Origin of the sequence: Rhodococcus sp. NPDC059179, assembly GCF_042754885.1 — a bacterium.
Taxonomy (GTDB): domain Bacteria; phylum Actinomycetota; class Actinomycetes; order Mycobacteriales; family Mycobacteriaceae; genus Rhodococcus_G.
This window is the reverse complement of sequence record NZ_JBHZBV010000020.1, coordinates 35,490-47,921: the sequence shown is the minus strand read 5'-3', so window position 1 is coordinate 47,921 and position 12,432 is coordinate 35,490. Positions and strand designations below refer to the sequence as shown.

General features: G+C 69.6%; 13 protein-coding genes. 6 read left to right on the top strand and 7 right to left on the bottom strand.

Annotated features, from left to right (window positions below; genetic code table 11):
- Nucleotides 1-144: 144 nt before the first annotated feature.
- Together ACFXMV_RS22865 and ACFXMV_RS22860 are read right to left on the bottom strand one after the other, a co-directional pair.
- On the bottom strand, nucleotides 145-579 hold the full coding sequence (locus tag ACFXMV_RS22865) for a collagen-like protein (RefSeq protein ID WP_378502146.1): 435 nt from the start codon (nucleotides 577-579) through the stop codon (nucleotides 145-147).
- A gap of 371 nt (nucleotides 580-950) precedes the next feature.
- Nucleotides 951-1,616: a hemolysin III family protein gene (locus tag ACFXMV_RS22860; RefSeq protein WP_378502147.1), complete on the bottom strand. Its 666-nt coding sequence runs from the start codon at nucleotides 1,614-1,616 to the stop codon at nucleotides 951-953.
- A 207-nt stretch (nucleotides 1,617-1,823) separates the two neighbouring features.
- On the opposite strand from ACFXMV_RS22860, the gene ACFXMV_RS22855 reads away from it, so the two are divergent.
- Complete coding sequence (locus ACFXMV_RS22855) at nucleotides 1,824-2,549, top strand: isoprenyl transferase (protein WP_378614364.1); 726 nt, start codon at nucleotides 1,824-1,826, stop codon at nucleotides 2,547-2,549.
- A 70-nt stretch (nucleotides 2,550-2,619) separates the two neighbouring features.
- Here ACFXMV_RS22855 and coaA read toward each other — a convergent pair whose 3' ends face one another.
- A complete protein-coding gene (coaA, locus tag ACFXMV_RS22850) occupies nucleotides 2,620-3,552 on the bottom strand; it encodes a type I pantothenate kinase (RefSeq protein WP_378501464.1) in 933 nt (310 codons plus the stop codon).
- Nucleotides 3,553-3,654: 102 nt separating this feature from the next.
- Here coaA and ACFXMV_RS22845 point away from each other — a divergent pair, with 102 nt between their 5' ends.
- Nucleotides 3,655-4,845 (top strand): DUF885 domain-containing protein, encoded by a 1,191-nt coding sequence (locus ACFXMV_RS22845; protein ID WP_378501465.1) that lies wholly within the window; start codon nucleotides 3,655-3,657, stop codon nucleotides 4,843-4,845.
- A gap of 14 nt (nucleotides 4,846-4,859) precedes the next feature.
- Here ACFXMV_RS22845 and ACFXMV_RS22840 read toward each other — a convergent pair whose 3' ends face one another.
- Nucleotides 4,860-5,318, bottom strand: coding sequence for a nuclear transport factor 2 family protein (locus tag ACFXMV_RS22840; RefSeq protein ID WP_378501466.1), 459 nt, complete (start codon nucleotides 5,316-5,318; stop codon nucleotides 4,860-4,862).
- 192 nt (nucleotides 5,319-5,510) lie between these two features.
- Between ACFXMV_RS22840 and glyA the strand changes: the two genes are divergently transcribed.
- A complete protein-coding gene (glyA, locus tag ACFXMV_RS22835) occupies nucleotides 5,511-6,824 on the top strand; it encodes a serine hydroxymethyltransferase (protein WP_378501467.1) in 1,314 nt (437 codons plus the stop codon).
- Between the two features lie 324 nt (nucleotides 6,825-7,148).
- Entirely contained in the window at nucleotides 7,149-8,489 is a 1,341-nt protein-coding gene (locus tag ACFXMV_RS22830; protein WP_378498539.1) for a PhoH family protein, read from the top strand.
- Nucleotides 8,490-8,532: 43 nt separating this feature from the next.
- Here the strand turns inward: ACFXMV_RS22830 and ACFXMV_RS22825 are convergent, their stop codons facing one another.
- The gene (locus tag ACFXMV_RS22825) at nucleotides 8,533-8,655 is read right to left on the bottom strand and encodes a hypothetical protein (RefSeq protein ID WP_378498538.1); all 123 of its coding nucleotides are present in this window, start codon (nucleotides 8,653-8,655) and stop codon (nucleotides 8,533-8,535) included.
- A 169-nt stretch (nucleotides 8,656-8,824) separates the two neighbouring features.
- Between ACFXMV_RS22825 and ACFXMV_RS22820 the strand changes: the two genes are divergently transcribed.
- Both ACFXMV_RS22820 and ACFXMV_RS22815 read left to right on the top strand, forming a co-directional pair.
- On the top strand, nucleotides 8,825-10,726 hold the full coding sequence (locus ACFXMV_RS22820) for a DEAD/DEAH box helicase (RefSeq protein WP_378498537.1): 1,902 nt from the start codon (nucleotides 8,825-8,827) through the stop codon (nucleotides 10,724-10,726).
- Entirely contained in the window at nucleotides 10,723-11,301 is a 579-nt protein-coding gene (locus ACFXMV_RS22815) for a hypothetical protein (protein ID WP_378498536.1), read from the top strand. Before ACFXMV_RS22820 ends, ACFXMV_RS22815 begins: the two co-directional genes overlap by 4 nt.
- A gap of 12 nt (nucleotides 11,302-11,313) precedes the next feature.
- Here the strand turns inward: ACFXMV_RS22815 and ACFXMV_RS22810 are convergent, their stop codons facing one another.
- Both ACFXMV_RS22810 and ACFXMV_RS22805 read right to left on the bottom strand, forming a co-directional pair.
- The gene (locus ACFXMV_RS22810) at nucleotides 11,314-11,778 is read right to left on the bottom strand and encodes a limonene-1,2-epoxide hydrolase family protein (RefSeq protein ID WP_378498535.1); all 465 of its coding nucleotides are present in this window, start codon (nucleotides 11,776-11,778) and stop codon (nucleotides 11,314-11,316) included.
- A gap of 57 nt (nucleotides 11,779-11,835) precedes the next feature.
- Nucleotides 11,836-12,375 carry a hypothetical protein gene (locus ACFXMV_RS22805; protein ID WP_378498534.1) on the bottom strand — a complete coding sequence of 180 codons (540 nt, stop codon included), beginning with the start codon at nucleotides 12,373-12,375 and terminating at the stop codon, nucleotides 11,836-11,838.
- Between the last annotated feature and the right edge of the window lie 57 nt (nucleotides 12,376-12,432).

The window sequence follows — 12,432 nt, the reverse complement described above, 5'->3', positions numbered from 1 at the left end:
TGGTTGGCCCCGGGCGGGCCCCGTTGGCGGCGGGGGGGGGGGGGGCGGGGGGGGTTGCGCGGGGGGGTTCGGGCCGGGGGGGCGGGGGTGGGGGGGGCCCGCGGCGCACGGCATTCCCGGGCTACCCGGGATCGGCGATCCTCGTTACGGCATCAGAGATCCGAAGACCATCTCCAGGCTTCCCTGGCCGGGAGGGCCCTCGGGGCCTTCTGGTCCTTCGGGGCCCTGTGCGCCGGGTGCTCCGGGGTCGCCCTGCGGTCCCTGTGCGCCGGGTGCGCCCGGGTCGCCCTGTGCGCCGGGTGCGCCGGGTGCTCCGGGGTCACCCTGCGGTCCCTGTGCTCCGGGTGCGCCGGGTGCTCCGGGGTCACCCTGCGGTCCGGCGAGGTTCCAGCTGACCGGATCGGTGCCGACCGGACACGTGGGCGGGTCCTCGTACGTGATCAGCGTGACGAAGCCGACCATGAGATCCGCGCATCCGTAGAAGGTGTTAGGCGCGGCATTCGAGGTGCCAGCCGTGCCGAGCAGTGCTCCCATGACGAATCCGCCGGCGATCGCGACCCGGCCCGTGGTTTGAAGCATTCGCATACAAATCCCTTTCGGATGGGGAGCGACTCGTTGTTCGCAGACCGGATGGGCGCGAAAGTTATCGCTCGGCATCGGAGCATTCCATCCTGTTTCGGGGCGGTAATCGGGTTACGGACCGCTCGTTACGTAACCGTTGTCGAAATTGAAATGAAAATCGGCGCATTTTGAGCGCTCGTCACGGCATGGAATCCGCCGCCGTGAAACCTGCAGGTGACGCGTGTTCCGGGGTGAGAAATGGCCCGGAGCAGGGGAATTTCACGACAGGGCCGTGTGCTCGGTCGAGCCGTTCGAGTGCAGGCCAATTCGCGGCCGAGGTGCCGCTTTTCTCGATTCCGTTTCTTATCTATTCAAATAACTTCGGATAGTCACCGGAGGACTACGAGCCACACCGCGACGTAGTGGCACAGCGCCGCGATCACCGTGCCCGCGTGAAAGAACTCGTGGTGCCCGAACGTCGCGGGCCAGGGGTTCGGCCACTTGGTGGCGTAGAGGATCGCCCCGACGCTGTAGAGCACCCCGCCGACCGCGAGCAGGATCAGTGGCAGCCAGCCGACCTGGTCGACCAGCTCTCCTGCCACGGGCACGATCGCCCAGCCGAGGATCAGGTACAGCGGGACCCCGAGCCAACGCGGGGCGGTGGGCCACAGCATCTTCAGCGCCACCCCGGCGAGCGCGCCAGCCCACACCACGGCCAGCAACGTCCGGCCGGTCGCGGGCGGCAGCGCGAGCAATGCGAACGGCGTGTAGCTGCCCGCGATGAACAGGAAGATCATCGAGTGGTCGGCGCGCTTCATCCAGATCCGGCTGCGCACGGTCGACCAGTGCACCCGGTGGTACATGGCGCTCACGCCGAACACCCCGCACACTGTCGCGGAGTAGACCGCGGTCGCGACGGCGGCCCGGGCGGACTCCTGCGCTGCGACGGCGACGAGCACGGAGCAGGCGATCACCGCGACGACGAACGCCCACAGGTGGATCCAGCCCCGCATCCGCGGCTTCGTCGGCGGTGCCGCGAGGTCGAGTTCGGACATTGTCGCTCCCCGTCGTCGTGAACCTACGGTTGCGTAGGTTCGGGCGTCGGTGGCCACTGTAGCGGCCACCGGAACGACCGGAAACGGGGTGAGACGTCTATTACAGCGGCGGCGGTCGGGGCCGCGCGTGAGCCGCGTAATGTGGGCTCTCGTGGTGATGTCCAGGTGAAGGTCCCGAACCTGCTGTACAGCATCTACGAGCGACGCCTGCGCCGTCGGCTCGAGGGGCTCCAGCACCCGCGGCACGTCGCGGTGATGTGCGATGGCAACCGTCGTTGGGCCCGCGAGAACGGCTTCACCGACGTCAGCCACGGTCACCGGATGGGTGCCCTGAAGATCGCCGAGCTGCTCGGCTGGTGCGATCAGGCCGGCATCGAGATGGCCACCATCTATCTGCTCTCCACCGAGAACCTGCGCCGCGAACCGGAGGAGCTCGACACCCTCCTCGAGATCATCACCGATGTGGTGGAAGAGATCTCGGGCCCGGGGCAGAACTGGAGCGTCAAGATCGTCGGCACCCTCGACCTGCTGCCGGACGACCAGGCCCGCCGACTGCGCGAGGCCGCCGAACGCACCGCGGGGCGCACCGGAACGCACGTGAACGTCGCCGTCGGGTACGGCGGACGGCAGGAGATCGCCGACGCCGTCCAGTCGCTGCTGCGCGAGAAGCTGCACGAGGGGCTCTCCGGCGACGAGCTGGTCGGGGCGATGTCCGTCGAGGGCATCGACGGACACCTCTACACCTCCGGGCAGCCGGATCCGGACCTGGTGATCCGCACCTCGGGCGAGCAGCGGCTGTCCGGCTTCCTGCTGTGGCAGAGCGCGTACTCGGAGATCTGGTTCACCGAGGCGTACTGGCCGGAGTTCCGGCACGTCGACTTCCTTCGCGCGCTGCGTGACTACGCGGCCCGCCATCGCCGGTTCGGGGCATAGGGCGCTTCGCACCCGTGCGCGGTTGACGGGTCCATGGACCCGTCAACCGCGCACGGGCGGCGCAGCCGCGTCACAGCTTGCGCAGGCGCAGCCGGTTGATGGAGTGGTCGGCGTCCTTGCGCAGCACCAGCGTGGCGCGCGGGCGGGTCGGCAGGATGTTCTCGACCAGGTTCGGCCGGTTGATCGAATTCCAGATGTCGTCCGCGGCGAGGGTGGCGTGCTCGTCGGACAGCCCGGAGTAGTGGTGGAAGTGCGACGTCGGTTCGGCGAACGACGTCTTGCGCAGCGCCAGGAACCGCTTGATGTACCAGCGCTCGATGTCCTCGATCCGCGCGTCGACGTAGATGGAGAAGTCGAACAGGTCCGAGACCATCAGCCGCGGACCGGTCTGCAGGACGTTGAGGCCCTCGATGATCAGGATGTCCGGCTGGCGCACCAGGTGGTACTGGCCGGGCAGAACGTCGTATGAGACGTGCGAGTAGACCGGTGCCGCCACCTCCTCCGCGCCGGACTTGACCTCGGTGACGAAGCGGAGCAGCTTGCGGCGGTCGTAGCTCTCGGGAAAACCCTTGCGGTGCATGATGCCCCTGCGCGTCAGCTCGGCCGTCGAGTAGAGGAATCCGTCGGTGGTGACCAGGTCGACCCGCGGGTGGTGGTCCCAGCGGGCGAGCAATGCCTGCAGCACACGGGCGGTGGTGGACTTGCCCACCGCGACGCTGCCAGCCACGCCGATCACGAAGGGCACCTGCCGATCCGGGTGCTTCTCGCCGAGGAAGGTCGCGGTGGCGGCGAACAGTCGCTGCCGGGCTGCGACCTGGAGGTGGATGAGTCGGGACAGCGGCAGGTAGACCTCGGCGACCTCGTCGAGGTCGATCTGTTCCCCGAGGCCGCGCAGGCCGAGGAGTTCCTCCTCGGTGAGCACGAGCGGTGTCGACTTACGCAGGGTTCGCCATTGCTTGCGGTCGAACTCGACGTAGGGGCTGCTCTCGCTCACTCGTGCCATGCGCGCACCTGGATCTCGCTCTGCATGGTCGAATTGTGCTCGACACCACTGCGGCCGACGGCGGCGGGTCGGGCAACCCGCCGGTGGCTAGGGTGGACCACCATGGACCCCGTCGCACTCGTCCGCGAATACCTGCTGCTCGGACTCGGTTTCGACCGGCTCGAGGAGGGTTTCGTCGACGCCTTCACCGGCGACCAGGCGTTGCGCAGGCAGGTGGAGAACGCGCCGCCGCCGGATCCGCGCCTGCTCGCGCGCCGCGCCGCGGAGCTGCGCACCGAGGTCGCCGCCGCCGGCCTGCCCGACGAACGGGCCGCGTTCCTCGACGTGCACCTGCGCGCGCTGGAGTGCTCCGGGCGCAAGTTCGCGGGCGAGCAGATCGGCTTCGTCGACGAGGTGCAGGCCTACTTCGACGTGCGGATCGAGCCGGGCGCGGAGGACGGGTACCGGGCGGCGCACCGCGCGATGGACGAGGTGCTGCCGGGAAGCCAGACGCTGGCCGAGCGGCTGCACGCGCACCGGGCCGCCGACGAGATCCCGCCGGAGCGCCTGGCGGAATGCGTCGAGGCCTTCTCCAGCGCGCTGCGCGACCGGGTGCGAGCCGAGTACGCGCTGCCCGAGACCGAGCGGGTCGAGTACGAGGTGGTCGGCGACAAGCCGTGGTCCGGTTTCAACTACTACCTCGGCGACTACCGGTCGAAGGTCGCGATCAACTCAGACCTCAAGCAGCACATGGCGAACCTGCCCCACCTGATCGCGCACGAGTCGTATCCGGGCCACCACACCGAGCACTGCCGCAAGGAGGCGGGCCTGGTCGGTGCGGGGCAGGCCGAACAGACACTGTTCCTGGTCAACACCCCGCAGTGCCTGATGGCCGAGGGCCTGGCGGACCACGCGCTCGGCTCGATCGTCGGCGCCGGCTGGGGGGTGTGGGCGCAGGAGATCTACGCCGACCTGGGCCTGCGCTTCGACGGCGAGCGCGCCGAGCGGCTCGCGGACGCGTCGGCATCGCTGCTCGGGGTCCGGCAGGACGCGGCCCTGCTCCTGCACGACCGCGGCCGCAGCCACGACGACGTCGCCGCGTTCCTGCAGCGGTGGACGCTGTCCACGCCGGAGCGGGCCCGGCAGACGCTGCGCTTCCTGTCCGATCCGCTGTGGCGCGCCTACATCAGCACCTACGTCGAGGGCTACCGGCTGCTCGGCTCGTGGCTCGATCGGGGACGCGACGACGCCGAGCGTTCCGAGCTGTTCCGGCGGCTGTTGGACGAGCCGCTGATCCCGTCTGCGCTGCGCTGACGCCTGCGTTCGACTCAGGCGCGCGGCGACCAGCCCGCGGGTCCGGGACCGAGCGCCTCGAACGACCCGATGTGCGCGCGGTTGACCTTCACCCGCCGACCGAGCAGCCACGCATCTCCGCGCCGGACCCACCGGTCGTGATAGTCGCCGAGGGTTTGGAACGTGAGGTGGGACCGTTCGCCTGCGCCGACGTGCATGTCGGCGACGTAGGCCCGGCTGGTCGCGGTGTCGCCGGTGACCTCGACCAGCACGTTGCCGAGCAGGTGCTGGGTCGGACCGCACTCGTCGAGGAAGGAGCGGATGCTCGTGACCATCTCCGCCCGGCCGGTCAGCTCACCGGTGCCGAGGTCGGCCGTCACCTCGGGCAGGACCAACTCGTCGAGGCCCGCCCAGTCCCGATCGTCCATCGCCCGCGCGATCCGAATCAGCGCGCGGGTGACGGCGCGTTCGGCGAGAAGGTCGTCAAGATTCATCGTGGTCTCCCTGCGGCCGGCGTGAGCGATCGGGATCGGACGCTAGCCGCGGCGGGTCCCCGCGGTGGCCGGAGTTCCCGATCGCCGGGATGCGACGCAGGTCTCGTTGCCGGGCACCCGTGGTCGGAGGCCACTGACCTGGTTCTAGACTGAAGCCTGCCCCTGCCGTTGCTCCCGCTTGGAGATTCCTCGATGACCGCTGTGCCCAGCACCGACGTCAACAACGCCTCGCTCGCCGAACTCGATCCCGAGGTCGCGGCCGCGATGAACGGCGAGCTGGCCCGTCAGCGCGACACCCTCGAGATGATCGCGTCCGAGAACTTCGTGCCGCGCGCGGTGCTGCAGGCCCAGGGCAGCGTGCTGACCAACAAGTACGCCGAGGGCTACCCGGGCCGCCGCTACTACGGCGGCTGCGAGCACGTCGACGTCATCGAGGACCTGGCCCGCAACCGCGCCAAGGAGCTGTTCGGCGCCGAGTTCGCGAACGTCCAGCCGCACTCCGGCGCGCAGGCGAACGCCGCCGTGCTGATGGCGCTGATGAACCCGGGCGAGAAGCTGCTCGGCCTGGACCTGGCGCACGGCGGTCACCTGACGCACGGCATGAAGCTCAACTTCTCCGGCAAGCTCTACGACGTCGCGTCCTACGGGGTCAGCAAGGAAGACCACCGCATCGACATGGACGAGGTCCGCAAGATCGCGGTGGCCGAGAAGCCGAAGGTGATCGTCGCCGGCTGGTCCGCGTACCCGCGGCACGAGGACTTCGCCGAGTTCCGGTCCATCGCGGACGAGGTCGGCGCCTACCTGTGGGTCGACATGGCGCACTTCGCGGGGCTCGTCGCGGCCGGCCTGCACCCGTCGCCGGTGCCGTACGCGGACGTCGTGTCCACCACCGTGCACAAGACCCTCGGCGGCCCGCGCTCCGGCCTGATCCTGGCCAAGCAGGAGTGGGCCAAGAAGATCAACTCCGCGGTGTTCCCCGGCCAGCAGGGCGGGCCGCTCATGCATGCGATCGCCGCGAAGGCCGTCTCGCTGAAGATCGCGGGCACCGAGGAGTTCAAGGACCGTCAGGCCCGCACCCTGTCCGGCGCCCGGATCCTGGCCGAGCGCCTCACGGGCGCTGACGTCGCGGACAAGGGCATCTCCGTGCTCACCGGCGGTACCGACGTGCACCTGGTCCTGGTGGACCTGCGCAACTCGGCGCTCGACGGACAGCAGGGCGAGGATCTGCTGCACGAGGTCGGCATCACCGTCAACCGCAACGCGGTGCCCTTCGACCCGCGCCCGCCGATGGTCACCTCCGGCCTGCGCATCGGCACCGCCGCGCTGGCGACCCGCGGGTTCGGCGACGCCGAGTTCACCGAGGTCGCCGACATCATCGGGACCGCGCTCGCGCAGGGCTCGGACGCCGACTTCGCGGCGCTGCGCGCCCGGGTGTCGAAGCTGGCGCTGGACCTGCCGCTGTACGAGGGTCTCGAGGACTGGGGCCTGCTCTCCAAGAACGTCTGATTCTCGAACTTCCGACGGCCCGCACCTGTGAAGGTGCGGGCCGTTTGAGTTGGTGGATGTCTCCGGTGCCGGGCGCACGACGTCGACCGGGATTCGACGTTTACGGAACGTTCACCGTGTTGATCACACGCCCGCGGCGGTCGCGGACGTAGCGTTCGGGCAACGGGCGACGCGGAAGTCGTCCGTCCGGGAGGTTCGAATCGTGACTGACGAGTTCAGGGCGAAGGGGCCGGTGCCCGGCCCCTGTGGGACTTGAGTCCCGCGCGGACCGAACGGCCCAGCGAACACCGCTTGCGCGGGTGCCGCGCAGGTCGAGGAGCCACCGTGACCGCAGCACGCTCCGTCCCTGAACGCCCAGTTTCCAATGGCGTAGTGCGCACCTATGTCCTCGACACCTCGGTTCTGCTCTCGGATCCGTGGGCCGTCACCCGCTTCGCGGAGCACGAGGTGGTGCTACCCCTGGTTGTGATCGGGGAACTGGAAGGCAAGCGCCACCATCACGAGCTGGGATGGTTTGCCCGCGAAGCACTTCGGATGCTGGACGACCTGCGGATCGAGCATGGACGGCTGGATCAGCCCGTCCCGATCGGCTCCGACGACGGCACCCTTCAGGTGGAGCTGAACCACACCGATCCGGCCGTCCTCCCCATCGGATTCCGAACCGACTCAAACGATTCCAGGATTCTGGCCTGTGCCCTCAACCTTGCCGCGGAGGGCAAGGATGTGGTCCTGGTCAGCAAGGACATCCCGCTGCGGGTCAAGGCGGGTGCGGTGGGCCTGCCTGCCGACGAGTACCACGCGCACGACGTGGTCCCGTCGGGATGGACGGGGATGACCGAACTCGAGGTCGCCTCGACGCGGATCGACGAGATGTTCTCGGAGGGCGTGGTCGATCTCGATGAGGCACGAGAACTTCCCTGCCACACCGGTATCCGGCTGGTCGGCGGCAGCTCGAGCGCGCTGGGCCGGGTGACACCGGACAAGCGGGTGCAGCTGGTCAGGGGCGAACGGGAGGCGTTCGGCCTGCACGGCCGCTCGGCGGAACAGCGGATCGCCCTCGACCTGCTGCTGGACGAGAGCATCGGCATCATCTCGCTCGGCGGCAAGGCCGGCACCGGCAAGTCGGCGCTCGCGCTGACCGCAGGCCTGGAGGCGGTCCTCGAGCGTCGCACGCACCGGAAGGTGGTCGTGTTCCGGCCGCTGTACGCGGTCGGCGGCCAGGAGCTCGGCTACCTGCCCGGCAGCGAGAGCGAGAAGATGGGGCCGTGGGCCCAGGCCGTCTTCGATACCCTCGACGGCCTGGCGAGCCCCGAGGTGATGGACGAGGTGATCAATCGCGGCATGCTGGAGGTGTTGCCGCTCACGCACATTCGCGGTCGGTCGTTGCACGATTCATTCGTGATCGTGGACGAGGCGCAGTCGCTCGAGCGCAACGTCCTGCTCACCGTGCTGTCCCGGCTCGGCACCGGGTCGCGGGTGGTGCTCACCCATGACGTCGCCCAGCGCGACAACCTGCGGGTCGGCAGGCACGACGGTGTGGCCGCGGTGATCGAGAAGCTCAAGGGGCACCCGCTGTTCGCGCACATCACCCTCACCCGCAGCGAGCGGTCGCCGATCGCGGCACTGGTGACCGAGATGCTCGAGGAGTTCGGGCCCACCGCCTGAGTGGCTGGATGGGGAGGCCCGCTCGGGCCTCCCCATTCGCTTGCTACTGCTGCGGAGCCTGCTCCTGCGCCGGTGCCTGAGCGGCGTTGCCCGTGCCCCGGATCTTGCGCCACTGGGTGGTGACGAGGTACTTGACGAGCAGGCCGTAGTTGCGGAGCTTTTCCATCGATGGATCCCCTTCAGTGCCATTTGGTGAGTCGATCCGGTGAATTCTATGGGTAGACAGATACGCCGGATCGGCAGCCGTCAATGTCGGAATGAACACACCTCACCAGGGCCTTTTCGTGCCCTGGTCACTGGCGTGCGTCGCCCCGGCGTCCGTACCATCGGCGGGCGTGCACGGTGAGAGCGAATTGATCGACACGGACACGGACTGGGTTCACCCCGGTCTGGTGCAGGCGACCTTCATTCCGGAGCTCGGGGCGATGGCCTGGTGGGGTGCGCGCGACGTGGCGGCCGAGATGGCCCGGTTGGGCCTGCCGGAGGGGCGGGCGGCGAGCTGCCGGCTCGCGGTTCCCGTCGGCGACGCCGTCGCGCCGCGCACGGTCGACGCGCGACTGGTCGATCTGGTGGATGTGCTGCCCGCGCTGCGTGCGACGGTCCGGGGCGAGGGCGCGGGGAGCTCCGTCAGGGCGTGGTGCGAGGCCGCGCGTCTCGCGGGTTCCGACCAGTACGCGCGCGCCGACCGGCGCGACACGCTCGCCGCACACATGCCCGCCGCGGCTCACGCCGTTCTGAGTGAGGACGAGTCCGCCATCCACACCGCGGCCGCGCTGCTGAGCAGCTTCATCTCGGCGGCGCGGACCACCGACGACCTGGCGGCGGCACACATCCGGGCCACCCTGCGGCCCTACCAGGTTCACGGTGTCGCGTGGCTCAGCGCGCTCGCCGACACCGGCGGCGGCATCCTCGCGGACGAGATGGGCCTCGGCAAGACGCTGCAGGCGATCTGCGTGCTCGCCACCCGAAGCGAGCTGGGTCCGCACCTCGTGGTGTGCCCGACCTCGGTGGTCGGCAACTGGCGCCGCGAGCTCGCGCGGTTCGCCCCCGACGTCCCGGTCATCGTCCACCACGGCGCCAGGAGGGCGCTCCCCGCTGCCGTGAACCCGGGGACCGTGGTGCTGACCAGTTACAGCGTGCTCCGCTCGGACGTCGCCCGGTTGCTGGAAAAATCCTGGGATGCGGTGATATTCGACGAGGCGCAGCAGATCAAGAATTCCGAATCGCTCGCGGCCAGGGCGGCGGCGAGGCTGTCCGCGCGGATTCGGGTCGCCATGACCGGAACGCCCGTCGAGAACCGACTCGACGAGCTGTGGTCGATCTTCCGCGCCGCCAACCCGGAGCTGTTGGGCACCAGGGCGCGGTTCCGTCAGCGGTTCGCGGTGCCGATCGAGTCCCGCCGATCTGCCACGGCCGCAGCCAGGCTCAGTGCCCTCATCGCCCCGCACGTGCTGCGGCGGACCAAGGCCGAGGTGGCGACCGAGTTGCCGAGCAAGCAGTACTCGACCATCGCGTGCACCCTGTCGGACGAGCAGTCGCGGCTCTACCGGAATGCGGTGGACCGCGCGTTCGACGCGGGGCTCGGCAGCGGGATCGCCAGGCGCGGCAACGTACTCGCCCTGCTGACCACGCTCAAACAGGTCTGCAACCACCCGGAGCAGCTGCTCGGCAACGGCGGCGGACTCGCCGGGCGGTCGGGGAAGTTCGACCGGGCCGCCGAAATGCTCTCGGAGATAGTCGAGGACGGCGACCGGGCGCTGGTGTTCACCCAGTACCGCGCGATGGGGGAGCTGCTGTCGACGCACCTCACGGCGGAGCTCGGGGTGGGCGAGATCCCCTTCCTGCACGGTGGCCTGAGCGCACGGTCGCGCGATCGGATGGTCCTGGACTTCCAGGATGGTCCGGATGCGGCACCGGTCCTCATCCTCAGCCTGCGCGCGGCGGGGTTCGGCCTGAATCTGACCCGAGCCAGCCACGTCATGCACTACGACCGATGGTGGAATCCCGCGGTCGAGGACCAGGCCACGGACCGGGCTCACCGGATCGGCCAGCGCCGAACGGTGAACGTATACACCCTGGTCACGGGCGGCACCATCGAAGACCACATCGCCTCGATGCACGAATCGAAACGTGCGCTGGCGGAGTCGATTTCAGGGAACTCGGAGGCTGCCCTCGCCGAGTTGGCGGATGACGAGCTGCGCTCGCTGCTCGACCTCGACGCGGTCGGTGCCCGATGATGGCCGCGGAGTTCGGTGCCACGGCGTGGGGGCGAGCCTGGCTGCGCACGATCGAGTCGACGGCTGCGGCCGCGCCGAACGCGCAGCTGCCCCAGGCGAGGAGCCTGGCCAGGGGCGGCGCGGTGACGCTGGTCGACGTCTCAGCCGGTCGGGTCAGGGCTGAGGTGGTCGCGAAGCAGAACACCCATGCGGTCGCCATCGAGGTGCCGCGATGGGACGCCGCGGCCCGGCAGCGGGTGCGGGAGTTGCTCGGCGCCGCGGGCCGCGTCGGCGGCGCCGCGTCGGGCGATCTCCCGGACGCGGCGGTGGCGGAGCTGCAGAGCGCGGGCGTCGCGGTGGCGGCGCCACCGGCGGAGTGCTCGGCGACGTGTACCTGCGCGGGCCGCAGGGCGCCGTGCCTGCACCATCTGGCGACCGTCTACGCCCTCGTCCAGCTGATCGACGAGGAGCCGGCGTTGGCGGTCCGGTTGCGGTCCGACGACTCGCTCGTTGCCGGCTCCGAGGGTCCAGGCGCGCCGGGGCGGCAGGACTGGATACCGCTGTCCGGGGTGGACCCGGCGTCCTTCTACGGCTGAAGGGGAACCGGCTCAGCCGTTCAGGGCCTTGGCATCGCTGAGGTAGCCGGTGCCGCGTCCACCACGGCGGCCGCGCACGCCTCGGACCAGCCCCACGGCGACGCCGCGGATGACGTCGCGCAGGCTGAAGTAGTCCCGCCACACCGCGATCTGGCCGTCGCGCAGCTCGAACGTGCCGCACACCCAGAACTCGACGCTGAGCGGGCCCGCGCCGAGCAGGTCCGTGCGCTCGGTGAGGACCACGCCGTTCTCGCCGGCAATGTGGTGCATGATCACGTCGAACCGCAGGCCGGGGCGGGCGAGCATGCGCAACACCCGGGTCACGGCGGGGTATCCGCGCAGGATCGGCAGCGAGACGTTGTGCCAGGCGATCTCGGGATGCAGGTGCGCGGCGGCGGCGTCGACGTCCGCCCTGGCCAGGGCGGACAGGAACTCGCGCACCACCTGGACGTCCGCGGCTGTGTCTACGGAATTCATGTCGATCCAATCGCTCGTGTGGGTCAGCGGTGAAGGTGTCCTGACCGTACTCGTCGGTCAGCCGCCGAGTTCGGCGACGAGCTGCTTCCAGAACGGGCGCCAGTGCAGGGCCGCCTCTGGTGTCTCGAGCTTCTCGTGCCCGATGCCGAGCGCGGCCTTGTCCGGCGACTTCTGATGGATCGTCACGCTGACGCGGGTACCGTCCTCGAGCTGGCAGCGCCAGTACCGCCACTTCTCGGTGGCACTGACGGTCGGTTCGCCGAACACCGGGACGTCGGAGAACTCGGTGCGCTCGCCGACCAGGGCCACCCATTTCTCCAGCGCCTCGTCCATGGTTCCTGGCACAGTCTTGCTCACGGACACCGAGAACTCGCCGTTGCAGTCCTGGCCGGGGATCCGTCGTCCGATCTGCTGCTCGTACGCCACCGTCACCGACTGTGCCCACCATCCGGTGGTTCCCCACTCGTCGTGGACGAGGCGCGCAATCTCGTTGTGGGGGAGGTTCTTTGCGCCCGCTCCGTCGAGAAGGGTCACCCAGTCGGACCAGTCGCGGCCGGTGGCCTTCTCGATGGCGGCCGTGTTGCTGGGGCGGGTCATGGGGCGACGATACCGAAATCCGACCCGGTCAGATGCTTGACCGCGCGGGACTCGCGG

Coding starts and splice junctions, on each gene's coding strand:
- ACFXMV_RS22860 (WP_378502147.1), bottom strand. CDS start 1,616: ATGTCCGAACTCGACCTCGCGGCACCGCCGACGAAGCCGCGGATGCGG.
- ACFXMV_RS22840 (WP_378501466.1), bottom strand. CDS start 5,318: ATGAATCTTGACGACCTTCTCGCCGAACGCGCCGTCACCCGCGCGCTG.
- ACFXMV_RS22845 (WP_378501465.1), top strand. CDS start 3,655: ATGGACCCCGTCGCACTCGTCCGCGAATACCTGCTGCTCGGACTCGGT.
- ACFXMV_RS22825 (WP_378498538.1), bottom strand. CDS start 8,655: ATGGAAAAGCTCCGCAACTACGGCCTGCTCGTCAAGTACCTCGTCACC.
- glyA (WP_378501467.1), top strand. CDS start 5,511: ATGACCGCTGTGCCCAGCACCGACGTCAACAACGCCTCGCTCGCCGAA.
- ACFXMV_RS22805 (WP_378498534.1), bottom strand. CDS start 12,375: ATGACCCGCCCCAGCAACACGGCCGCCATCGAGAAGGCCACCGGCCGC.
- coaA (WP_378501464.1), bottom strand. CDS start 3,552: ATGGCACGAGTGAGCGAGAGCAGCCCCTACGTCGAGTTCGACCGCAAG.
- ACFXMV_RS22815 (WP_378498536.1), top strand. CDS start 10,723: ATGATGGCCGCGGAGTTCGGTGCCACGGCGTGGGGGCGAGCCTGGCTG.
- ACFXMV_RS22865 (WP_378502146.1), bottom strand. CDS start 579: ATGCTTCAAACCACGGGCCGGGTCGCGATCGCCGGCGGATTCGTCATG.
- ACFXMV_RS22810 (WP_378498535.1), bottom strand. CDS start 11,778: ATGAATTCCGTAGACACAGCCGCGGACGTCCAGGTGGTGCGCGAGTTC.